Raw genomic sequence first — 22,468 nt, 5'->3', positions numbered from 1 at the left:
TAATAGTATTCAATTTATCCCAAAGTTATCCCAAGTTATCCCAGAAAATGACCATTGCGGCCTGAATTACCTTGGCAATGTCACGTAGATCATGAGGAAGATGAAAAATGACAGCACAGATTTCAGCATACGGGCGGCTGGTGGCAGATCCCCAGACCCGCACTACAGCGAACGACAAGCAAATGACAATGGCGCGACTAGCGGTATCTCTGCCCTGCCATACGGGACCGAACGGTGAAGCCACTTACTGGCTGGGCGTTGTGGCATTTGGCAAACAGGCCGAACTGCTGGCGAAGCACCAGAAAGGCGATCTGATAAGCGTTGCCGGCAACATGCAGTTAAACCAGTGGGCAGGACAGGACGGCGTACAGAAGGAGCAGCCGCAGGTTATAGCCGACAGCGTGATTAGCGCCAGGACAGCACGTCCCGGTGGTAAGAAAGGCTCACAAGGTCAGGCCACCAGCGCCCTGAATCATGCCAGCCAGCAGCAGAGTGATGAATTTGACCAGCGCCCACAGCTTGACGATGAAGCGCCGTTCTGACAAGGGAAAGAGAGATGGTGAAAGACGGCCGAAGAACTGGAAGCAAAAAGGTTATACCGCCGTGCCGCATCACGCTGGCTGGAAGTGCTCGAGCAGTGCGCCAGTGAGAACGATCGGGAGTGGATAGCATCACGCAGAGCCAGATGTATTGATCTCGCCAGGCTGCCACCGCAGCAGGCAGAGAACTTTGGTGGCCTAAGCAGAGCAGCAAAAGAGACACAGCACCGCATGGGAATAGCGCAGCCAGGCGGAGAAGCATTCCGGCTATCCGGCAAAAAGAATTAGCCTTATCACCGGCAAAATATTTTGCTGATGTTTCCAGATACCAGCGCTACTTCACAGGCCACCAGAACGGTGGCTTTTTTTACGGCCTTGTATTGCATAATTTGCAATGATTGTTTGTTACGTTGCGTTTTATGAAATATTATTGACCTGTATAAACATACAGAGAGAGGCATGAAATGGCACAGAACCCAAACTTTAAACCGGTGTTACTCACCAAAGAGCAAATGGCAGAAGTTAAGCGCATTCAGGACGAAGAACGCAGCAAATCGCCGCTTAATCTGGCTCCTTCACTTAATGCCATTGTGCGTAGCCTGGTGAATAAAGCCCTAGCTTCAGCGATGTGAAATCCGTCAGGAGATAGCGCATGAAACTAAAAATCATTGATGACCCATTGCGCTTACAGGCCTTTCTCAATGACCGCAGCAATACAGGAAATATTGTGGGTACAGGGGGGAGCTACCTGATAAAACCTGAAGCGCTTTACCTTGGCGTGTACGAGGGCGTGTTACTTGTCGGAGTCCATGAGGTGCGCAGCTTCTGGCATATGGTAGTTGAATGCCACGCCATCTACTCCCCCGGTTTCCGTGGTGAATATGCTCTCCAGGGACACCGCTTATTCTGCAAATGGCTTCTCGAAAACTCCCCTTTCACAAACAGCATCACCATGGTTCCCGATACAACCAAATACGGACGCGCAATTATCCGCTTGCTTGGCGCAACTCGCGTTGGACACCTTGATGATGCCTACATCAGCAACGGAAACCCTGTAGGGGTGACGTTGTATCAACTCTGCCGCAATCAGTACAAGGATCTAATCAAATGCTAATTCATCAAATCGCAAGCAAGCATCTCAACAAGGCCGTCTACTGCAAAGGTGGCGGGGATGGAGGCGCTGCCAAGGCAACAGAAAAGGCTACTCAGCTTCAACGTGAGCAATGGCAGACGACGCTGGCAAATCTTGCCCCGTTCACGCCACTTGCACAGGAGGGGGTTAGCCAGTTACAGAATTTATCCACTCTTGGCGGTCAGGCTAATGCTTTAGGGCAGTTTTACAATTCTGACCAATACAAAATGATGGCAGATCAGGCTCGCTATCAGAATTTGGCAGCAGCAGAGGCAACTGGAGGGCTTGGTTCCACGGCAACCAGCAACCAGATGGCATCTATTGCTCCAACACTTGGGCAGGCCTGGCTTGGTGGTCAGATGAATAACTATCAAAACTTGGCGAATATGGGATTCGGCGCGTTAACCGGGCAGATGAATGCCGGGCAATCCTACGCCAACAATGCCGGGCAGTTAGCGCAGCAGCAGGCGGGAATTTCCGCAGCTAATGCTAACAAGCCATCTAAACTCGGCGGCTTTGCAATGGGAGCCGCTTCTGGGGCCGCAATGGGTGCGCAGATTGGTGGGCCATACGGAGCGATAGCTGGCGGCGTGATCGGCGGAGCATCAACTTTATTCTGAGGTGAGAAATGGCTACATGGCAACAAAATGGTAATCCAGGTGGCTTGCTTGGTGGCATTGGGATGAATAATACCAACGCACCGCAAGCCAGTGATGTTGATCGGACTATGGCATACATCCGTGACAACAACGACCGGGAGCGTGCAGGCCAGAACAATATTGGATTACAGGCGGTAAAGGGATTTGGTGATGTCCGAATGGGTTTGCAGCAAGCGGAAATGGCGCAGCAAAAGAAAGACTACCAATCCAAGGTGGGTGCGGCAGTAGCAAATAACGATAAGGAGGCAGTACAAAAACTATTCGCGCAATACCCTCAATTCCTGGAGGATGCCCAAAAGCAAATGGGTTTCGTTGATGCCGAGCAGAACAAGCAAACTGCCAGCGCTGCGATGAATCTTCGCCTGGCATCACAAAGTAACGACCCGCAAGCCGTGATTAATGCGGCACAAGGAGCTGAACCAGTATTACAGCGTCTTGGCTTGACCCCTCAAGAGGTTTATCAGTCATGGCAACAGAACCCGCAAGGCTTTAACCAGATGACAGACCTTATTCATCTTCACGCTGACCCTAACAGCTATTTTGGCGTGAGAGATAAGCAGCAAGCGCAGGGCGTGGCACAGCAAAATGCCAACACTAATGCCTATAACGCTGTGCAGGTTGTAAGACAAGGTGATGAGCGTTTAGACCTGGATCAATATAAGGCTCAGTCTGACAACCAGCTTAGAACTCGTGAAATGGTTCTCAAAGCCCGTCTTGGCAAGGAAACCAATGATGTTGAACGTGAGAAAATTAATAACGAGATAACGAAGGTTCAGCAGGCGAAGACTGAAAAACAGACTGACAAAATCAATACTGTGGCTGGCAATCTCGACAGCCTGAATCAGGCTCTCGGCGTGGGCCGAGAACTCTCCTCAATTGTTGGAGCTCACCCTACCGCGGTAAGTCGCAACCAGGGTGGAGTGCTCGGTGTATTACCGAATTTATCAGACGACACTAAAACGCTTGCTGCCAAATCAAACGAATACAACCTGAAGGTGGTGCTTCCAGCCCTGCGCGGTACGTTTGGTGGGAACCCAACAGAGGGGGAGCGAACGGCGCTAATGCAAGCACAGACTGGCCTGAAAAATGCCACCAGCAACACTGACTTTGTGCGGGAATTGAATAAAAGCCAAAACGCTATTATGCGCATGCAAAAGCGCCAGATATCCGATCTTGGTATCCCGGTCACTAAATCAAAAGACGAAACCACAGATGTTCAGATGTTGATGCAAGATCCTTCACTGGTGAAAGAGTACGTCACGGCTCATGGCTACCTGCCAGAGGGTTATTATCAGGCACAGCTCAATGGTGGCATGTAATGGCGAGATTGAATGATTCACAGGCGTCATTCGCCAGAAATCTCGACAACAAATACGGCTTCCCGCAGGGAACAATGGAAACTCTTGTTCATACAGAGTCTGGGGGAAAAGGAGATGTCACATCCAGCAAAGGTGCTCGCGGTTATGCACAGTTGATGCCCTCTGCTATGACCGACGCCGGGATGAGTGGCGTAGACCCTGCTTCATTACCCTACAAGCAGCAACTGAGCATCGCAGCCGCACACCTTAACCGTGGAATGAAAAGGTTTGGCGATATTGGTATGGCTATAGCTGGATACAACTCCGGCAATGGCAGAATGAACGCTGTCAGAAACGGCAAAACGACCCTGCCAGATGAAACCGCCAACTATCTCCAGAAGTTTTCAGATGCGGGGATTATTCCCGAAGATAGCGAAGCACTTCAGTATGCTCAGTCTGCAAAGCGTCCAGCACGAAAGGAACTCCAGCAGCCTGATTATGGTGAGCTGGATAATGCTATCTCGGCTGTAGGTGATACATCAGCTTGGGAATCCAGGCGTGCGCAATTCACCAATCAGCAGGCGGGAAGACCAACAGCAAGCTCATGGGAAGAAAAGCGCGCGCAGTTCCTGTCTAATACTTCCCCTGGCGAGCAGCAACCAGAGGTTGCGCAGTCGAATCTGAATCCAGAAATGGAGTATCTGTCGCCAGAAATGAAGGCCGCGCCGGAGCAGGCTGCTCGCGGAATTGCAAACATACCGTTTGATGTGATGGATGCCGGGATCGGGGTGATGAATGCGGCCCAATCAGCAGGAGCATGGGCAGGAAAGCAGCTTGGCATGGGTGATGGCACATACATTCCGCTTTCACCTGTATCACGTCCTGTTGACCGTCCGACAGACCCTTACGCAAAAATTGGGGAGGAGATTGGCCCGTACCTGATACCCGGAGTGGCCGCAGAAAAAACCGCAGCCGCAACTGCCTCAGTTGCAAATGCTCCCCGCGCACAACGAGCAGCCACACAGGTTGCAGGTATGCTGTCTGAAAACTTGCCGGGTACGCTGGTGGCCTCGCAAGAGAATGGACAAATTGACCCAGCTAAGTTTGCACAGGAAACCGCGCTGGGGCTTGCTGGATCCACGGCTGGTAGAGCGATGGTAAGAAGTGGGCAGAAGGTTGTTAATGCTATTCGTGGTGCCGGTCAGGATGCTGATGCTGGCGCACAGTCCACAATGAACGCAGCAGCGCCCGATATGGCTACCGCGCCAAACGTTACCCAAGCGGGGCCTGAAACAACTAACGCGACGGCAGCCAGCTACGGAAAAGCGGCTCAGTCTGGCAATGAAGGGCGTATTGCTGAGGTGATTAACGATATCCAGCCGAAGCAAGAAACTATAGATGCCGCTAAACAACTCGGCCTTGATCCCAACGATATGCTTGAGGCGTACACATCAGGCAATGACGCATTTAAAGCTGTGCAGATGGGTCTTGCCTCTCAGGATGAATCGGCGCTGGCAGCAGTGAAGCGCGACAGTATTAAACGTATCTCGGAGCGAGCATCAAAGATAATTGATGATGCCGGGGCGATGCCTGACAGACTGGCGATGGACGATAAATTCAAAACCAGTTTTGAAACCACGCGAAAAGCATTGAAGGCCAAAGAGGACGAGCTTTATAAACCAGTGAATGAGGGACTATCGCCACGTACACAGGTTGACGCGGTTAATACACGTAATGCGCTTGATACCATGGCTGATGATGTTGGCGGGTATCAACACCTCTCTACGGTCGAAAAAAAGGTGTATGACGCCATATCGCCCATGTCAGAGAACAGCGGCCCATTAACCTATCAACGCCTGAAAAATATGAGGTCACTCGTTGGCGCTGAGCTGGATAAATCGAAAACTCTTTTTGGCAGTACAGAGGAAAGAAACCTCAGCCAGCTTTATTCAGTGCTTTCCAAAGATCGTGACTCTGTAGCAATTGCGGCTGGGTTTGGAGATCAGATAAAGGCCGCCAATGCCGTTACCGCACAGCGTAAGATGATGGAAAAGCGCGTTCATAATCTGCTTGGTAAAGATCTCACAGGAGATGTGACGGTTAAGGCCAAGAACGCCCTTGATGGACTGTATAGCGGCAATACAAAGCCATTCACTCAGCTTATGCGCTCGATGCCTGACAAAGAGATGCGTAGCCAGCTCATTGCTACCGGAATGCGCGACATGCTGCGGAAAGGTAGCCGCTCTGATTTGGCTGAAAACATCAATGGGCTGGTAGATTTCTATGGTGAGCTGAAGCGCAAAGGGACGGTGCGACTGCTGGCGAAAGAGCTTCCACCACAGACAATGCGCGAGCTTGAGAGTTTTTATACTTTCGGGCGTGAGGTTAAGGCAACTAACCGTTTCCATATTCCGAACGGCAAGCTAAACGGGTTCCTCCAAAAATTTGACCAGCCAGGGGGATTTGTTGACCAGTTATCAAAGCACGGGAAGATGGCATTAATCGCAACAGCAATGGGGCATGTTCCGGTGGTGGGCCCGGTACTTAATACATCCATTGCTTCTCATATGGGGGCCAAGGCAGCGACGAGAAGAACCGGAGCCGAGGCGGTTCAGGATTTAATGACCAGCCCTGTATGGAAAGATATGGTCGCGGCTGCCAGAACTAAGCCACCAGCAGCAACTCAGGATAAGATCGTCAATCACTTTGATAAGCGCCTGTCCCAGCTTCATGCATGGAAGGAGTTTAACCGGGTACTTCCAGCAGCGGAGAAAGAGAAGATAGCCAGAGTGGGCATTATTGGCTGGCTATCAGGAGATTCGCACGAGAAGTAAAATCAAGCAAAGTGCCAAGGATGGCTAATAACTATTGCATGTAACGTTGTTGCCATTTTTAAAGCAATTCGTCGTCGTGCTTCTTGGCACTACAGAAGAAGACTGATTTTGCAGAGCTTGCTGCTGTTGCCAAATTAACAGACTTTGCTGTGCCGTTAGTGCCCTTGCCGCCGCCATGCCATTATCCTGGCGAATTACATCAGCGCCATACTGCACAACCTTATTATCCTCAAGAACTACCTTGTAATCGGCTCGATCATAACTCCATCCTGACATAAGGCGATTAGAGTAAGTTAGAAGTTCATTCTTACCATTAACCGCGTCACCATCAGGTTTACCGAGAGTTTGTATTACCTGCTCGCGAGACATTCCAGGTGACAAATCACCAATCTTCTCGCCAGTCGCGCACGCGGTTAATAAAAGTGAAAGTAGCGCTATCATTAAATATTTCATAGCTATCTCTAATTTTATTGTTGTACTTGTTTGTCAACTTGAACCGGTTGCTGAACGGATTGTACTGGCTTAGGCGCACGGCGGTGGCGGGCGCGTGGGTTAGCTTGGCGGTAATACCCATCAAGCTCCCATTGCGCTTCTGCAAGAGAGATATCTCCGGCGCGGGCGCGAGCAGAAAGACGATCTGCCATTGTAACGTACTTAATGACCACTGGCGTTGATGCCAGTTTTTCATCCTGCGCAATGCCAGACTTCATGCAAGCAACGAAATTATAGAAGTCTTGCGGCTCAGGACTAACGGCATCACAGTTTGCCTGAATGTTCATAATGCGGGTGCCTTTCGTGGCGCAACCAGCTAACGCTATTGCGACGAAAGCGGTAATCAAAATCTTTTTCATTGCTATCACCTTAATTTTATAATGTTCTTATTTTATGCATTCTACTGTTAATTCTTTGCGGTTGAATCCACCAGATTTTGATACATCGTTATAACCTGATGGGCAAACCTCATTGGCCTTGTCGTAACAGATACTCCAAGGGGTTGAAGCTCCGCAAGCAATCAAGAATTGCTTTTTACCATTGCCGCGATTTATCTCTGTCGTTGTAGTGCATGCAACCAGCAGGAAGGGAAGCAACACAATTAATTTATTCATTAAATTCTCACTATTGTTATTTTCTTATTGGCTGCATTTCATAAACATAATCACCGATTACAGCCTTGATGGAATACCCAGAGCCTATATCTCTACTCAGAATGGCTACTTGAGGCGAGTACGAATACGAGTAATGGTATGTACTACAAGTGAGAGTCCAGCCATTGATTAATGTGATTTTTTTGTCATATTCACAGCCTTCAAAATCACCATCTACTTTGGTTATCTTGGCTACCGTATACCCTTCTAAGTCAGAAAAATCACTCGCATCCAAAGCTATCGCATGTCCAGAAAGTAGCCAAAGGCTCGCTGCTGCGACAATAAGTACTCTACGCATTTAACCCCCCTTATTTTTCGCATCACCCTACCATAGCCTTCAGGTTTCAAGTTCAATCCAAATCAAAAAATGACCTACGAAAAATTGTAGGTCTGGTCAATTCACAACATGGTATCAGCACTAAGTTCGCACATTGGTTCGCGCAGAAAAGAGATATTGCAGATGCGCATATTGTGAAGGGAACCTCACAAAACCAGACATTGGAATGCGATAGCTCAGCCCAATGCCAATGCTGTTCCAGTTAGTTTCGCGCCCAATACGCGCACGTGAGTGCCGGCGCATTAAAATGCGGGAAGATTTATCTGGGGTCACCACACGAGGAAGATTAATCGGTCATCACTACGCGAGCAGACGACTTTCACGCCCAACACGCGCACGTGAGTTTTTAGAGCCACTAAAAAGGGAATGTGCAGGGATTGATGAAAGCCGTTCCAACAAGTAGTGGTTGTCAAAAGCTGTAATTCATTCAAGGCTGCTGCTAGCTTGGCAAGCTATCCAGCCGTAATTTTTATTCTCATTTATCCGATCGTTAATCCATGAGTCTACTACGTCCGAAGGCCAACGAGCGCTGCGCCCAATTTTAATCGGCCGAGGGAATTTTCCTTCCCGCATCTATTGGTATATGGTGGGTTTTTTATAGCCTATAACCGCGCACACTTGGTCAATTCTCATCAGTGACAAAGGCATCGATTTTCTCCGCGATACGTAAAGAAAAAAGTATAGCGTCATTCAGACGTCGTCATTGTTAGAACTGCTGCGTCATTTCTGGTTAACGCCACCATTTCTGATCCAATGCTCCACATCTTCCCGGAGGTAGGCTTTGGGCCGAGTTCGAATCGGTTTCGGGAATCCGTAATGGTTGATGTAATTCCAGATAGTTTGCCTGGACGAAATTAACAGGATTTCCATCACTTCGGATTCTGCGATCAGGAGAGATTGATTTAATGTCATCGCGACTCCTTTAAATTTTTGCGCGTACTTGTCACGCTAATTATAGAAAGTCACAACAAGTGCTAACCTTGCTCTGCCTACTACCAGCAGCCGGGAACAATAATTATGACGCCACGCGAGATAGAATTACTCACTATCGCCAAACTTGAACATGAAGGCCACCAGCTCACCCCGGCAGACCAGCGAGAGATACACCGCTCGATACAAGACAGCATCGCGCACCGTAACCGCTTCAGGAACATGATGACCAGCCCGGCTTACCAGTGGAAGAAACCAGATACGCTACGTAGATGAGATGAATATTGATAGCATTGGGTTTGAATAAGGGAAACGCCCCTGAGCTGGCAGGCTAAACCGGGGCGTAATGTACATAAGTAACGTGGTGTCGAACGGAGATATTTTAGTGTTTCTTAGCACAATTATCCACCTGTTCGCCGCCATTTGAGGATTTTCATGGCTGGCGAAAAAAAGAAGGATGGTATTTTCATCATTGATCGTGCTGTGTTCTTAATGGCGTGCAATCTCAGTTTGAATGCCGCGGTTTCATTGCTGGTTATAGCTAGAGGTTCAGGTAGGGACAACGCGACCACATCATGGAGTCACAACGCAATTGCTGAATATGCCGGAATTACCAGGAAGCGTGCAACTGATGCTGTATTACTGTTGATTGAGAATGGTTTGGTTGAACAGGTTAGAGCAGGCTCTCGGCCTCAGTATAAAATTCAAATATCCGAGTTAGAAGATGATTACATTTTCCTGCCCAACTCCATTGTTGATGGTGCCAGTGATGAGATAGCGCCGGTTCGCAGGCTCCGCCAAATGCATAATGTGCAACTAATGCGTTTGTTTATTTTACTTTATTCAATACATGACTTGGATAATGACGGCGGCATGCCACCTGCGATGACCAAGAAAGCTCAAAAGCAAGATTTAACACATTTATACGCAAACGAAGTCATGTCTGTATTTAGCTGCTCAGATTGGGGTTATGAGTACAGTTGGCCTTGGTTTGCTCGTTCAGCGCTGTTTAATGATGATGCGACAGGTTTTGAAGCATTCCAGGATGGCATGAGAGATCTAAGAAGCATGGGGTTGATAGAGGCTTATGGCTATGTCTATGAGGCTTCAGTTGACGATGCGGAAATTGTGGGCCCAACGTATGGCAGAAACGTCGTAGAGGATTTATTCGAGCAGCTACAAAGAGAGTCTAGCAATCGCTTTAACCTTCAGGAAAATGGCCATTTTGCGATTGTCCCCAAGCATATTAAGACCCCCGATTTTCGCACAGTAATGCGACTCCGTTATCGGCCACATACAACCAAAACATCAAGATGGTTTGCTTTGGAAAGTGAACGAGACTCTTACTGCAGAAAATTACTTGAAAATGCTATAGGCCTTGAGACTGCAAAGGCTATTGACCGCGAAGATGATTATTAATTAATCACTTCTTACACATCAAGGTTTATCAAGGTTATTCAAAGGTAATCAAAGATATTCAAAGAGAGTAAAAACACTTCCCCAAACCCCAAAGGGTATTGGGGATTTCTAGTAATTTAAAGTTCGCTAGATTTTTCCCTCAATGATGAAATCAAGTCAGCATGATTACCCTGTCGTTTCCACGCGCTATAGATATCCTTGTCCCATGCTTTCCCCATTTTAGTCTGATACCCGGCATCATTAAGTCGTTCTGCGATAATGCGCCCATTGTCCAGACCTTCCCTGATGGTGTCCGCCACAATCTGGAGCACAGCCGGTTCATTGTATGGTTGTGCTGGTATCCCTTGTTTGCCTCCAGCCAGAGCTGAAGCAGCCACTTCCATTCGCTCCACCAGCACGAGCATACGAGAATCAGGGTTACTGTCCGGCTGGTTTAGTTTCTGGCGTACCGCGTCAATGAGCCATGCCGTTTTATCGGTGCCAGCTTCAGCTACTGCCATAGCAAAAGTATCGTGTAGCTCTGCTGGAATGCGGAAGGCCACTAATGTTGATTTACTCATGGGTGAATCTCGATAGCTGATAGGTAGACATAAGTGTACTACTGTATAACGCTGTTATACATCTTAATGCTGGTGGTCATGCAAGCCTTGCCAGTCGGGGTTTCGGGACAAGTACGCGTGAGGTTTCCATACAGGTTTCCACGGAAAAGGCCGTGTTTAAGGGAGGCGCAATTTTGAGTCAGTTGATTTCATTGATAAAAATGGCGAAGCACCTGCAGTTGTTTGAGCGAGGCTTTGCGCATAAATCATGGGATAACTCGCCATTTTTTGGGATAAATGGGATAACCTTGGGATAAATCTAAAACAATAAGCAATTGATATTAATAATATATTTTAAAGTTATCCCGTTATCCCAAGAAATCAGGCACTTTTCTGTATATATAGAAAATCTCTTCATCACATGGTTTCTCCGCACCGCATCAAATCCCACATAAGATTCAGGAAAGGAAACGCAACTCCAATAACGATGGTGATTTGTGAGTTAGCATCGAAGACACAAAAACTGGAAGTGAGGTTGTTCTGTGGCTGAGGATAAATTTATACAGCTGGCGCCAAACAAATGGGTCACTGAAACTGTGCTGATCGCAATTACTGGCCTGCGTGAAGGGACGATTCGTCGGGCACGCAAAACATCCTGGATGCAGGGGCGGGAGTATCTGCATGTATCACCGGAGGGAGAGCCAAAGCCTACCAGTGAATGCATGTATAACATCGAAGCTATAAATAAGTGGATTGAGTCACAGATTAAAAAGCAGCCCAGGAATTGATTTCGCGTTTGAGGCAATTCTTACGCTTAATGATGGATTTTGTTTACTAGGTTAAAGGGGTTTATGTGACAGAAAAGAACACAATCCAACTGGTGCCCAACAAGTGGGTTTCAGAAGAAGTATTGATGGCTATAACTGGTTTGACGAAGAATGCCATCAAGTCAGCTCGCAACAAATCATGATTGGAGGGGCGTGAATACCGACACTACTCCGGCGACTGCCACCCTAGTGATAACAGCCCTTTCCTCTACAATCGTTACGAAATTGATAACTGGGTGGAGCGACAGCATCCAGCAAAACCACGTCAATTTAAGTAGGAGAAAACTCATCCGATGATGATACTAAATTGCCGTGCCTAGGAAGTGATAACCATGTGGCACTTATCCAGTAAAAGTGCCACATGCTACGGGCCTCCTTGTGGCACTTATTGAAGAAAAGTGCCACATGGTACTTTCCATCTTGTGGCACTTCCTTCAGAAAAGTGTGACAGGTATATATGACACTAAAAGACTTTTGACCAGGTGAAAAAAAGTAGCCCTCCCCAACAGTTTTAACTAATTATCTCGTGTGGCTAAGCAAACAAACCCAAGGGCCATTCATGCCAAAAAACAGCCAGAACCAGAGTTCACAAATGCATGTGGGGGTATATATGGGGGTACCCTTAAAACAACAACAAAATATAATCAATATAAAACAATGAATTATGAGTGATTATTCATTCCTGCAGGGCACCATTTAAGCCTCTCATCACACCAGTTTCTCTTCTTGCTCACTGAACTCCCATCTTTTTGTTGCACAACGTTTTTGTAGGTCGGAAAAGCGCAGCGTCTTCCGACATTATCTGTATTTTGCGTAGCACCTCGCAGCTCAGAAATGCAACGCTGCAAACTCCATAATTCTACTTGTCACCTGAAAACCTACGGGCGTATTCTTCCTGTGCACCAGCAAAATCTGGTGTCGGGAGTGGAAACCCGGATATAACAACGGCGGCAATAGTTTTCTATTGTCGCAGCACCATCACACCTTTATCCTTATCAATGGTGTCGCTGGTGAGGCAACCTTATGGTTGGCCGGTTTCCGTTGTGTCCGGTATTTCCACCCTCATTAGCGTCACCACCCATGAGCGTGGAAACTCCGGTGGTGATGACATTGATCACACACGGAGATAATCATCATGACATCAGCTCAAAATATTTCTCAGCCGCAACCTTACAGCGCCCTGCTTTCCCCAATCACCACCAGCATGGATCTCTTCCAACTGCTCGACGTTTGCGAGTCCCTTGCCGACGAACTGATCGAATCTGAATCAGAAACCGAACAACTGGCGCTTTGCGGGCGAATCGCGCATTGCCTGGACGTGTTGAAAACAACCTTTACACAACCGCTGCCCGCTTATCTGGTCGAAAGCCTCACCGCTGAAAAAGGTGTCATAGTGCAAGTGAATGGCGATTCAGAAATTCAGCGCCAGTATTGCCATGCGCTTACCCAAACATTGTTAAGCCGCGCCCATACGGAGGAAGTGAATCGCGCTTTAACCGACATGTTGTTTGAGTTGATCAATGAAATGGTCGAGGATCTACAGGCGCCGCGCTTTGTGCGTGGTTAAGTCGGTTGTCTGGCACAGCCTCTACAATTGCAGGTATAATCCCAGGCACTATTTCATAGGTTTCTGAAACGAAAATGACAAAACTCACATTACAAGAGCAGATGCTCAAAGCTGGCTTAGTCAGCAGTAAAAAAGTCGCTAAGGTGCAGAGAACGGCTAAAAAATCACGCGTTCAGGCTCGTGAGGCAAGAGAAGCCGTAGAAGAAAATAAAAAAGCGCAAATCGAACGTGATAAGCAATTAAGCGAACAACAAAAGCAAGCGGCTTTATCGAAAGAATATAAGGCTCAAGTAAAACAACTTATTGAAATGAACCGAATCGTCATTTCAAAAGGGAATATTGCTTACAACTTCACTGATAATAATCTGATTAAAAAAATAGATGTGGATAAAACAACTCAGGCTCAGCTGATCAGTGGCCGTCTCGCCATTGCTCGTCTGGTGACTGATAGTAAACCTGAAGGCGAATACGCCATTATCCCATCTATCGTGGCCGATAAAATTGCCCAGCGCGATCCAGGCAGCATTGTATTAAGTTGCGAACAGAGCCAGGAAACTAAAGACGAAGAAGATCCGTATGCAGATTTCGTCGTGCCTGACGATCTGATGTGGTAATCCTTCCGCTCAGGTAATTATCGTGTCAGGTAGAGATTGAATATTCGGCTTAAAGCAGATGCTGCAAAAAAATAAAAGGGCAACGGTTTTACCTGTTGCCCTTTTATTGCAGTGTTGTCGGATGACGCTCGCGCTTATCCGACCTACAACCGGTTATTTTTACTGACTTTTTGTCACCTGCGGGAGCTTCCATTCATTCTTCATGACGGCATCCTTCGGCTGGTACATACGGAACAGCAGGTAGAAATTACCCTCAGGTGCCGGTAACCAATTTACCTTCGGATCGGTAGGTTTTTTGTGGCTAAGCGAGATAGTGATACTGCCATCGCTTCCCTTAACTAGTCCTTCCGTGTCGGTGCCTACTTTGTAGCGATTTAGCTCATTGTTAACGAGCATTTTAGTTTTGGCATCGTACATGGTGATTGACCAGAACGCGTTCACCGGCGGCTCGCTCGGCAGCTTGATGGTGTAATTATTCGCCCCTGTCAGCGGCTGATTCTCGCTGTCGTTATAGCGAATCGGGTAAACGGCTTCTTTTTCACCTTGTCCACCGAGATACGGCCCGGAAACCAGCGCGCGCAATGGGTAGTTATAGCCAAAGGAATCCAGCCCCCGCACGTAACTCCAGCCGTTTCGGTCTTCGGAGGTGCTGGTCAACGTTGAAGCCGCTACGTTTGGCGCATCCGCCAGGCCACGCTTCACGCCATCAATCATCACCTGCGGCACATGTTCAGGATTGAATCCGCTGTCGGTCAGGCCAATTCGGCTGAACTGGCCGAATAAACCTTTATCTTCAGGTTTAACCGGGTTTTCTTTTAGCGCTGCGGCTAACAGACGGAAGAAATCAAGGCCGTCATTTTTCAATTCAGGCAGCGGCGGCAGTGTGTCGGAATACACTTTTCCGCTCAGCGAAGTCAGCTTAAATTCATTTTGTAGCTTGTGCAGAGGGGCCATGTCTTCGCCCTGCTTGACGCGCAAACGCCCCCACAGCCAGATTTTGTTGGTCGAAACATTCAGGACTTTCGCATCAGCGGGCAGCTCACCTTTCCAGCCTGGTGGGACTAAAACGAATTTCCCCGCCTGCGTACCGGTGGTTCTTCTGCCGATGTAATGCTCCAGCTCCTGCCACATGTCGAATACATCAACCACGTAATAGCGATCCTGCGTATCAGGAACGGTGAGGATGTAAGGCTCATCCAGCTTGACCACTGCGCTCATATACAGCGTGTCGTTGTTGGCGGTCGGCATATCTTTTGCGTCAGGTGTCGCAAGTTCTGTCGCCCAGCCAATCTGATTCAGTTGGGCGCGGTAGCTGGTTGCCGGTTTGGGTGACGGCACGTTGGTGTAATCACGCACCACTTGTTCCATGCGCACGATCGGATATCCCCAGCTCCAGGCAGAAATTGCCGAGCTGTAACCGTCAACATCAAGGCCTTTATTAACCACGTCCGGCGTGCCCTGCAATGTGAGCAATGGATCATGCCAGGTCTGCGCCTGGGTTTGTGCCAGCGTGAAGGAAGAGGCACCGAGCAACCCGGTTAGCAGCAGCGCTTTGGCTAAGGGTTTTAGACTAATCATGGATGTTTCCTTTCGGCTAAAAATGTTCGGTCATGTCTGGGTTTTACATGAATCACAGGCTGACTAACTCGAAGTCATTCAACTTAAACGTTTTGTTATTGAGTTCTTCAGTTGGGCCATAAAAGCGCATCGCCGGTAATGGACGCTTCCCACTGGTGGGTATCCAGTTATTTTCCAGTTCCTGAGGGGCTTGCGGCCCGACGTAAATATTGACGCTGCCATCGGCCTCTTTTTTCATTTTTTCCAGGTCATACGAGGACAAGGTGGTTCTTTCTGATGGGCTGTAAATAAAGGACATGGTGTCGCGGTTATAAACGGTTAATGCCCAGAATTGTTTAACTGGCATTTTTGCGGGGATATTAATTTTATAGAGCTTACCCGCTTCGAGCAGGTTGCCATTATTATCCGCCATCGACATTAAATATTGTGTGGCTGGGGAGTCAGTCAGTTCTTTCGGCATGTAAGTACACCAGAAATACTCTGCGGCCCGTTCAATAATGTCAGTCTTATCGTCGTAGACGAAGGTGAATGTTTTATTTTTATCTGCCATTAGCAGAGACGCATAATGCCTGTCAGACCAGTACAGCTTGTCTTTTGGAATATTATCGAACCAGTTTTGCAGATAAAACCAGGCATCAATGGCCGCCTGACGTAATGCTTTTATGGTTTTCTCGTCGGGATTAAAAGCCTCGCCTTGCTTAATACCCAGCGAAGAAAGCATGCCCATCATGATTTTGTCCTGTTCCCGGACAGGCTCTACGCTGGCTATCGCATGCAGATCTTTGAAATGTCGCTCATCGTAATACGGCAGCGTCGGGTAACGGTCATTAATGGGGTCGACAAAGCGCTGCGTGGGCGGTGAACCCGCTTGCGATAAAGAGTACATCCGCAGGCGTTTCGAATAATGGTAAGCATCTTGCGCCGTTTTGCCGGCAACAGGTACGGAACGGAAAGCGAAGGCAACGCGGTAATTAGGCGACGGAATATGGATATAACCCGGCGGCACGGCCTCTTTATAGCCTGGTGGAGTTAATAAAAACTTACCGCCTTTGCCCTTATCAAGCCCCGCCGGGCCAACGTCGGCAATGGTGAATTGCCAGGCATCCACAATCTGCCCGTACAGGCTGCCATCCCTTCCCGCTGCGGGTAATTCCAGAACAACCGGCCCGTTGCGCAAGTCGGTAAAAGCGGTGATATAAGGCGTGGTGCTGTTGGCAGTAATGGCTTCAAGCTTAGGGGTTGCCGGGGCTGAGTAGGCAATAATGTCATTATCTTTTAGCCCCAAATTTTCAAATGCCGCGCGGCGAAAACTGTAAATCGCAACCGCAGGCATGTAGCACAACACCGCTTCGAAAGCCCGCTGGTACTTGATTTGATAATCAAAGTCAGTGACCGAACAGGTGGAATTCGCAGGCGGAAGCCCACCCAGCGTTTCCCCTTTATCACCAGCGCCTTGCTTTAAAGAAATGGGGAGTTGGCGTGAATCCGCAAGTGCCAGGGAGGAGTGCTTAAGAACGGCCAGGCCTACTGCTGAACCCAAGGCGAGTTTATAAAATTCTCTGCGCGTTAAAGCCATGTTATCTCTCAAAGAAATGATGAATGACGATAAATTTATAGTTCCAGTGTAGCTGCTAATAGAGTTTTAACCTGCGGGACAAAATATCCGCACTCACTGTATTGCTATGTCTGTCGGTTATTAAGCATTGCACAGTGTTCCTGCAAATCCGTTTAAGAATTTTAAAAAATACATTTAATTTTAAACGGTTCTTCATTCCCCAAAGCACTTATTGCCCCCTTTAAAACCCCTCGATTCAGTAACCTCGCGCCCTCAAAAATTTGCGCGGATGCTTATTCCCTCTTTTTAGCCTGAAGAAACTCAACGCTTTGAAGCAACTGCATCTATATTTGTCATATTCCGAAACATCCTGAGCATGGCGATTCAACACCCCTGGTAAAGATGGAGATAATAATGAACCAACCGACACCGACTCTTAATAAGAGCAAGGCAGCAGGCCAATGAAGAAAATCGCCATCCTCTGCTCCGGGCTTTTACTCTCTTCGCTCACCCATGCTAGCGCGCTCTATTTTTATGAAATCGGTACAGAAGACACCGCGCTTGCGGGTGCCGGGCAAGCCGCGCGTGCGGGAGATGCGTCCACCATCGTGACCAACCCCGCAGGCATGACGCGTCTGCCCGACCATATGGTGACCGGCGGCCTGCAAGCGCTGGGCGGCGATATCAATTACCAACTGGATGATTCTTCACAGCGCAGTCCTGGCAATGTCCTGGACGTGATGCCCAATGCCAGCGGGTTCTATAGCCAGAAAATTAATGACGACCTGTATGCGGGTATCGGGATGTATGGCAACTACGGTTTGGGGGTGGATTTTGGCAACTGGGAAGGCGACCGCCTGATCAAGAAGAGCGCCCTGCTGGCGATGACCCTCAGCCCTTCTCTGGCCTATAAATTGAGTGACCGCGTGTCCGTGGGCGCGTCTGCCAATATTAACTACGGTTTCCTGTCGCTCACCCGCAATGTCGATGGTGCCGACGAGAAGCAAAAAGATCACGACTGGGCGATGAGCTACCGCCTGGGTTTATTGATGCAGTTAACCGACCAGACGCGCGCGGGCGTGACCTGGAATAGTGAAACTAAATACGATTTCAGCATCGACGGTAAAGCGCGTTTCCCGAACCTGCCAAACGTGCAATATGACCTGCCACTGACCGCGCAAGTCTATGCGCCGCAACAAATTATGTTGAGCCTGGTGCATGACATTAATAAACAGTGGTCGGTAATGGGGGATTTAGGCTGGCAGGACTGGAGCCGATTTGGCGCACCGCAAGTTACCGTTGTCGGCCAGCCGCTGGATAAATCCAGCCGTATGAAAGACACCTGGCACACGGCGCTGGGTGTGCAGTATCGTCCGACCGATGTCTGGCGCTTGAATGCGGGTGTGGCATTTGACAGCACGCCGTATAAAGACCAGGGCAATGTCGCGATGACTATCCCAACGGGCGATGAATGGCGCTTCGCGACTGGCGCACAGTATCAGTTAACCCAGGCCAGCAACATTGGGTTTGCCGTGGAATATCTGCATATGCAGTCATCCAAAACCCAGACACCAGAGACCCTAAAAGGAAGCTATGACCATCCTTATCTTTGGTTTGCGAGCGTGAACTACAGTTATCAGTTCTAAAATTAAAGCCCGGTGTAACGCCCACGAGCGGGGTAAACGGTGGATGACACTGGCGCTTATCCACCCTACAAAACCCAGCCCGTAGGTCGGATAAGCGCAGCGTCATCCGACAAAGACAAACGCTAAATTTCTCAGCAATCAGGAGGCGATGAGTAACTTATGACAATTCCGTTTCCTGGCACTTTCATTGTCCTGGCCGCACTGTTCGCCAGCCCGCTTTGTTTTGCTTTAGACGGCAGCCGCCTTAAACATCGTGCTGACGCCGTACTCAGCCTCATGAGTTACACAGTGGTGCCCGATGTCACCGCCAGCGACCTGAATGTCGATAGCGGCTCAAACGAGAATAACGCGCTGACGATGACCCAATTTGGCGGCGGCGCCACGCTCAGCCAAAGCTTCCCGATTTACCTCGAAGGGGCCATGAGTTACAGCCGTTATGACCCTCAATTTGTACTGTCCAACGGTGAAGAAACCCGCAAAATCCCTACCCGATGGAACAGCCTGACGGCCACCGGCGGCATTGGCTGGGACTTTCATTTGTACACCGATCAATGGGGCGGAAAGCTGGTCTTGCGCCCGATTGGCAATGTGATGTTAGGCACTATGGCGAGCGATTTGCGCATCGGCACTTACGTGGTGGAAAAACGCCTGGACGACGACTTTAAGTTTCTGGACGGCGGGCGGCTCAATGCGTATGGCCTCGGCGGCGCGTTGATGCTCGATTATGAGTTATTTTCCAAACCGCAGGATATTGATATTGAGCTGCGCTACTCCGCCATGAGCCTGCAATCTTTTGGCAGCACCTCAAAATCCGTTCAGGGCCAGGCAAGCGCCGAAAACCTCGGCATTTACCTGCGCCGCCGTGCGCCGATTTCCGACTGGACGCTCCTGAAAAAACCGCTGCGCTACGTTCTGGAAGGTGCTCACACGGAATATCTCGGCGAACAACGCGGGCAACTGGGCTTTAATAGCTTGTCATCGGTGGGGCTGGGCCTGGAACTTGATAGCAGCGAATATCATGTTTTTGTCACGCGCACCCGCCTGGTTGCGCGTTACATGTTTGGAGATAACACCACGGGTTACGGTATCGGCCTGGCAATGAGTTTTTAAGTCAAAATCGGGTTAATAGTGATGCTCTGGTTTAGCCAATAAATGGTCAAATGAAGAGTGTGCCACGCTATCTATTACCGCAGGTTCCGACATCACTGGCGAAACGATATGCGCATCTGCCACCGTGTGCGCCACTTCTCCTGAACCTTGCCCCGCACCTTTAATCAGGCTTGTGATATCCGTGCCATTCTCAAGTTCATGCGCCAGGTCACTTAAATTAACCTTTTCAGCCGTATCGCCAACACTCGGATGCTCAGGTTGCCAACCCGGAGCCGCCGAGATTTCACGATGCAGGGTGGTCTCTGGCGACGGAGCTGCATGGAAGATGTTATCGGTATTTTCTATCAAATTAGCCAGGGCATGGTGATCGACATCCGGCGGCGTCTGGGTTCCCTCGAGATGTGAGTCAGAGTGAACAATAGACGTGCGGCTATCATTCGCTGTGTGGGCGCTACCATCCCCGAAAATAATGCCTTCGATATGGTTTACCCCTTGCAGATGCAACCCCTGGCCTGCGTCATTATTGGTGCCTGTCACCGAGACATTTTCCAGCGTGTTGACGTTGCTATTCGCATTGTTATTGCTACCAAATGAGAAGTGGTAATCAGACTCGGTTCCGTCCTGCACGAAAATATAGTCTTTATGCCCACTATCAACTTGCTGCGTCGTTCCGTTAATGGCATTCAACTCTCGATGAGAGCCATCTTGCAAATAGCCGCTGCCCTGGTGAACCACAAAAATATCAGTATGAGATCCATCGCCCTGCGGGTTGCCGCCACCATTATTATTGCCGTAGTGCTTTATCTGTTCATCAGGATTCGCGCATTTGGGGATTAAATCCCCTTCACTGATCCACAAATGCACGTTCGAACCCACTGCGACAATTTTACCCTCCTGAACATCGAAGCCATCTGGAGAGCCGCTCCCCCCATTCACATGAGTGACAGGATTGGGATTTTCCATGGCAACTGGAGCGTCATGCGTGATTGCGTCATCGTTATGCGTTGGAGCGCTGGCCGGTACGTCTTGCGTAATCGCATGCTCAGCCGTTGCCGTGGTGGTATTCCCTGCATTATCAGTGACATCGATTCTGGCACGGATAGAGTATCCAGCTGCCAAATCCCCTGTATTTACCGGAATACGGTAACCCAAATGCCCGTCACCCAAATCAACAACCGTGCCGGTGTAGTCATTGTCGTGAACATTCAAATGCACAATATTCCCCACCCTGGCTTCGCCGCTGACTCCGCCTGTAATCATGGAAGTCGAATGGCCATCCTCATCCATGATCACATCGGGGTTGGTGTTATCGATAGTGATCGTGGCGTCTGCACCAAGGTCAATCTTAACCGTATGATCTTGTTCCATTAAGATCTTGGTATTACCCGCTTCATCCGTGGTCGTGACCTGAACGTGAACGCCCTGTCCTGCAACTAAATAACCGGTACTTACGGGGATCCTGAAACCCAGCTCACCGCTGTTTTGCATAAACAGATGGCCGCCATAGGAAACCCCACCAACCGTCACCACGACATCGTCACCTTCTCTGGCATCCCCCGTCACTGTCCCGCTAACATCGGTGGTCTTGTCCTGGCTTTCATGGTGATTGATGACGTCATCACCCGTCACTGGGTCAATAACCAGATCAACATTCGCAGCCGTACTGGCATCAAGTTCGGTGCTGCCCTCGGAGGCGTCATCAACATTGAAGGTGTGATCTGCTGTTGCGGTGAACGGATTACCCGCTTCGTCTGTTGCCGTTAAAGTGGCATGAACCTCGTGTCCGGCATTGATATCGGCGACTTTTACGGCAATGTGGTAGCCCAAATGGCCGTCAGCCAATTCCACTACCGTGCCATGATAGATGTGATCATTGACCAGCAAATCAACGGAGTCACCGGCTTCAACATCACCACTGACGGTGCCGCTAACCATGGCTTCTGGCTCACCTACTGGCGCGTGCGTAGACGTTATCTCAGTGCGCTGATTATTGGCCAGGTAAGGCTGGGAACCATCGCCAAAGATGATCCCTTCGATACCGTTCACGCCCGATAAACTCAGGTTATGATCAACACCATTGCTGCCGCCAATGGAAATATTATCCAGCGTGTTTACGTTAACATTGGCGTTGTTACTGTTGCCCTGCGTGTTGGTGTAGGTATCGTCCAGCCCTGTTCTATCTGGCAGGAAAATGTAATCCGAATGCCCACTGCCAGCCGCTTGCTGCCCATCCCCGTGAATAGCATTCAAATACTGCTGAATATCAATTGGCTGGTTTCCGCCCTGGTGAGTGGTATATCCACTGCCTGGGTGCGCCACAAAAACATCCGTATGCGCCCCATCACCTTTCGGGTTGCCATCATGGTAATAATTAATCTGATCGTCAGGATTGGCGCACTCGGGCCGGGTATCGCCATCGCTCAACCAGATATGCACATTTGAACCAATCGCCGTAATATTTCCGTTCTGAACATCGAATCCATCTGGCGAATGACTGCCGCCATTCACATGCGTGACAGAACCGGAAGTCTCATTTGAATCCGGAGTTTCAATGGGTTCGAGCGAATCTATGGTTATCTTCGTCGACAGCGTCAGATCTGACATCGGCATCACCGATGGCGTCAGGTTTGACACTGGCATAACCGAATCCGTGAGTGTTTGCATCGGCATCACCGACGGCGTCAGGTTTGACACTGGCATCACGGAATCCGTCAGCGTCTGCATCGGCATCACCGATGG

Annotated in this window: 24 protein-coding genes and 1 pseudogene; 16 read left to right on the top strand and 9 right to left on the bottom strand. The window is 49.1% G+C overall.

Features of this window, described 5'->3' with window-relative positions; genetic code table 11:
- Positions 1 to 107: 107 nt before the first annotated feature.
- The 7 genes from D6029_RS06665 (at position 108) to D6029_RS06640 (ending at position 6,462) form a co-directional block, all read left to right on the top strand.
- Positions 108 to 542: a single-stranded DNA-binding protein gene (locus D6029_RS06665; RefSeq protein ID WP_120064012.1), complete on the top strand. Its 435-nt coding sequence runs from the start codon at positions 108 to 110 to the stop codon at positions 540 to 542.
- 36 nt (positions 543 to 578) lie between these two features.
- A complete protein-coding gene (locus tag D6029_RS06660) occupies positions 579 to 827 on the top strand; it encodes a PerC family transcriptional regulator (protein ID WP_120064011.1) in 249 nt (82 codons plus the stop codon).
- A 176-nt stretch (positions 828 to 1,003) separates the two neighbouring features.
- Positions 1,004 to 1,171 carry a hypothetical protein gene (locus D6029_RS22500; RefSeq protein ID WP_167455978.1) on the top strand — a complete coding sequence of 56 codons (168 nt, stop codon included), beginning with the start codon at positions 1,004 to 1,006 and terminating at the stop codon, positions 1,169 to 1,171.
- A gap of 20 nt (positions 1,172 to 1,191) precedes the next feature.
- On the top strand, positions 1,192 to 1,653 hold the full coding sequence (locus tag D6029_RS06655) for a DUF2824 family protein (protein WP_120064010.1): 462 nt from the start codon (positions 1,192 to 1,194) through the stop codon (positions 1,651 to 1,653).
- Complete coding sequence (locus tag D6029_RS06650; RefSeq protein ID WP_120064009.1) at positions 1,647 to 2,291, top strand: DNA transfer protein; 645 nt, start codon at positions 1,647 to 1,649, stop codon at positions 2,289 to 2,291. Before D6029_RS06655 ends, D6029_RS06650 begins: the two co-directional genes overlap by 7 nt.
- 8 nt (positions 2,292 to 2,299) lie before the next feature.
- Positions 2,300 to 3,649: a phage DNA ejection protein gene (locus D6029_RS06645; protein ID WP_120064008.1), complete on the top strand. Its 1,350-nt coding sequence runs from the start codon at positions 2,300 to 2,302 to the stop codon at positions 3,647 to 3,649.
- Positions 3,649 to 6,462, top strand: a complete 2,814-nt coding sequence (locus D6029_RS06640) for a transglycosylase SLT domain-containing protein (protein WP_120064007.1) — start codon at positions 3,649 to 3,651, stop codon at positions 6,460 to 6,462. Before D6029_RS06645 ends, D6029_RS06640 begins: the two co-directional genes overlap by 1 nt.
- A gap of 24 nt (positions 6,463 to 6,486) precedes the next feature.
- On the opposite strand, the gene bamE is transcribed toward D6029_RS06640, so the two are convergent.
- From bamE to D6029_RS06615, 5 genes are all read right to left on the bottom strand, one after another.
- Entirely contained in the window at positions 6,487 to 6,915 is a 429-nt protein-coding gene (bamE, locus tag D6029_RS06635; RefSeq protein ID WP_208642670.1) for an outer membrane protein assembly factor BamE domain-containing protein, read from the bottom strand.
- 14 nt (positions 6,916 to 6,929) lie between these two features.
- Positions 6,930 to 7,313: a hypothetical protein gene (locus D6029_RS06630; protein ID WP_120064005.1), complete on the bottom strand. Its 384-nt coding sequence runs from the start codon at positions 7,311 to 7,313 to the stop codon at positions 6,930 to 6,932.
- Between the two features lie 27 nt (positions 7,314 to 7,340).
- Positions 7,341 to 7,568 (bottom strand): hypothetical protein, encoded by a 228-nt coding sequence (locus D6029_RS06625; RefSeq protein WP_120064004.1) that lies wholly within the window; start codon positions 7,566 to 7,568, stop codon positions 7,341 to 7,343.
- Between the two features lie 16 nt (positions 7,569 to 7,584).
- Positions 7,585 to 7,905, bottom strand: a complete 321-nt coding sequence (locus tag D6029_RS06620) for a hypothetical protein (protein WP_120064003.1) — start codon at positions 7,903 to 7,905, stop codon at positions 7,585 to 7,587.
- Positions 7,906 to 8,664: 759 nt separating this feature from the next.
- Positions 8,665 to 8,856 (bottom strand): helix-turn-helix transcriptional regulator, encoded by a 192-nt coding sequence (locus tag D6029_RS06615; protein ID WP_120064002.1) that lies wholly within the window; start codon positions 8,854 to 8,856, stop codon positions 8,665 to 8,667.
- A 105-nt stretch (positions 8,857 to 8,961) separates the two neighbouring features.
- Here D6029_RS06615 and D6029_RS06610 point away from each other — a divergent pair, with 105 nt between their 5' ends.
- Together D6029_RS06610 and D6029_RS06605 are read left to right on the top strand one after the other, a co-directional pair.
- Complete coding sequence (locus tag D6029_RS06610; protein ID WP_120064001.1) at positions 8,962 to 9,150, top strand: hypothetical protein; 189 nt, start codon at positions 8,962 to 8,964, stop codon at positions 9,148 to 9,150.
- A 159-nt stretch (positions 9,151 to 9,309) separates the two neighbouring features.
- Positions 9,310 to 10,293: a hypothetical protein gene (locus tag D6029_RS06605; RefSeq protein WP_120064000.1), complete on the top strand. Its 984-nt coding sequence runs from the start codon at positions 9,310 to 9,312 to the stop codon at positions 10,291 to 10,293.
- A 116-nt stretch (positions 10,294 to 10,409) separates the two neighbouring features.
- Here D6029_RS06605 and D6029_RS06600 read toward each other — a convergent pair whose 3' ends face one another.
- Entirely contained in the window at positions 10,410 to 10,853 is a 444-nt protein-coding gene (locus tag D6029_RS06600; protein ID WP_120063999.1) for a hypothetical protein, read from the bottom strand.
- A 539-nt stretch (positions 10,854 to 11,392) separates the two neighbouring features.
- On the opposite strand from D6029_RS06600, the gene D6029_RS06595 reads away from it, so the two are divergent.
- From D6029_RS06595 to D6029_RS06575, 5 genes and pseudogenes are all read left to right on the top strand, one after another.
- Entirely contained in the window at positions 11,393 to 11,620 is a 228-nt protein-coding gene (locus tag D6029_RS06595; RefSeq protein ID WP_120064059.1) for an excisionase family protein, read from the top strand.
- Positions 11,621 to 11,685: 65 nt separating this feature from the next.
- Positions 11,686 to 11,937 (top strand): annotated as a pseudogene (gene xisR / locus D6029_RS06590) (excisionase family protein).
- Between the two features lie 585 nt (positions 11,938 to 12,522).
- The gene (locus tag D6029_RS06585; RefSeq protein WP_120063998.1) at positions 12,523 to 12,789 is read left to right on the top strand and encodes an ash family protein; all 267 of its coding nucleotides are present in this window, start codon (positions 12,523 to 12,525) and stop codon (positions 12,787 to 12,789) included.
- 5 nt (positions 12,790 to 12,794) lie between these two features.
- Entirely contained in the window at positions 12,795 to 13,226 is a 432-nt protein-coding gene (locus D6029_RS06580) for a hypothetical protein (RefSeq protein ID WP_120063997.1), read from the top strand.
- A gap of 74 nt (positions 13,227 to 13,300) precedes the next feature.
- A complete protein-coding gene (locus tag D6029_RS06575; protein ID WP_120063996.1) occupies positions 13,301 to 13,840 on the top strand; it encodes a DUF2058 domain-containing protein in 540 nt (179 codons plus the stop codon).
- 159 nt (positions 13,841 to 13,999) lie between these two features.
- Here the strand turns inward: D6029_RS06575 and D6029_RS06570 are convergent, their stop codons facing one another.
- Positions 14,000 to 15,418 carry a DUF1254 domain-containing protein gene (locus D6029_RS06570; protein WP_120063995.1) on the bottom strand — a complete coding sequence of 473 codons (1,419 nt, stop codon included), beginning with the start codon at positions 15,416 to 15,418 and terminating at the stop codon, positions 14,000 to 14,002.
- A gap of 52 nt (positions 15,419 to 15,470) precedes the next feature.
- The gene (locus tag D6029_RS06565) at positions 15,471 to 16,994 is read right to left on the bottom strand and encodes a DUF1254 domain-containing protein (RefSeq protein WP_120063994.1); all 1,524 of its coding nucleotides are present in this window, start codon (positions 16,992 to 16,994) and stop codon (positions 15,471 to 15,473) included.
- A gap of 440 nt (positions 16,995 to 17,434) precedes the next feature.
- Here D6029_RS06565 and D6029_RS06560 point away from each other — a divergent pair, with 440 nt between their 5' ends.
- A complete protein-coding gene (locus tag D6029_RS06560) occupies positions 17,435 to 18,619 on the top strand; it encodes an OmpP1/FadL family transporter (protein ID WP_120063993.1) in 1,185 nt (394 codons plus the stop codon).
- A gap of 159 nt (positions 18,620 to 18,778) precedes the next feature.
- Positions 18,779 to 19,729: a hypothetical protein gene (locus D6029_RS06555; protein WP_120063992.1), complete on the top strand. Its 951-nt coding sequence runs from the start codon at positions 18,779 to 18,781 to the stop codon at positions 19,727 to 19,729.
- Positions 19,730 to 19,741: 12 nt separating this feature from the next.
- Here the strand turns inward: D6029_RS06555 and D6029_RS06550 are convergent.
- Positions 19,742 to 22,468 (bottom strand): Ig-like domain-containing protein (locus D6029_RS06550; RefSeq protein WP_120063991.1); only part of this gene is annotated, 2,727 nt, incomplete at its 5' end.

Source organism: Buttiauxella izardii (assembly GCF_003601925.1).
Taxonomy (GTDB): domain Bacteria; phylum Pseudomonadota; class Gammaproteobacteria; order Enterobacterales; family Enterobacteriaceae; genus Buttiauxella; species Buttiauxella izardii.
The sequence above is the reverse complement of the archived record's forward strand: the minus strand, read 5'-3'. Positions and strand labels throughout refer to the sequence as shown.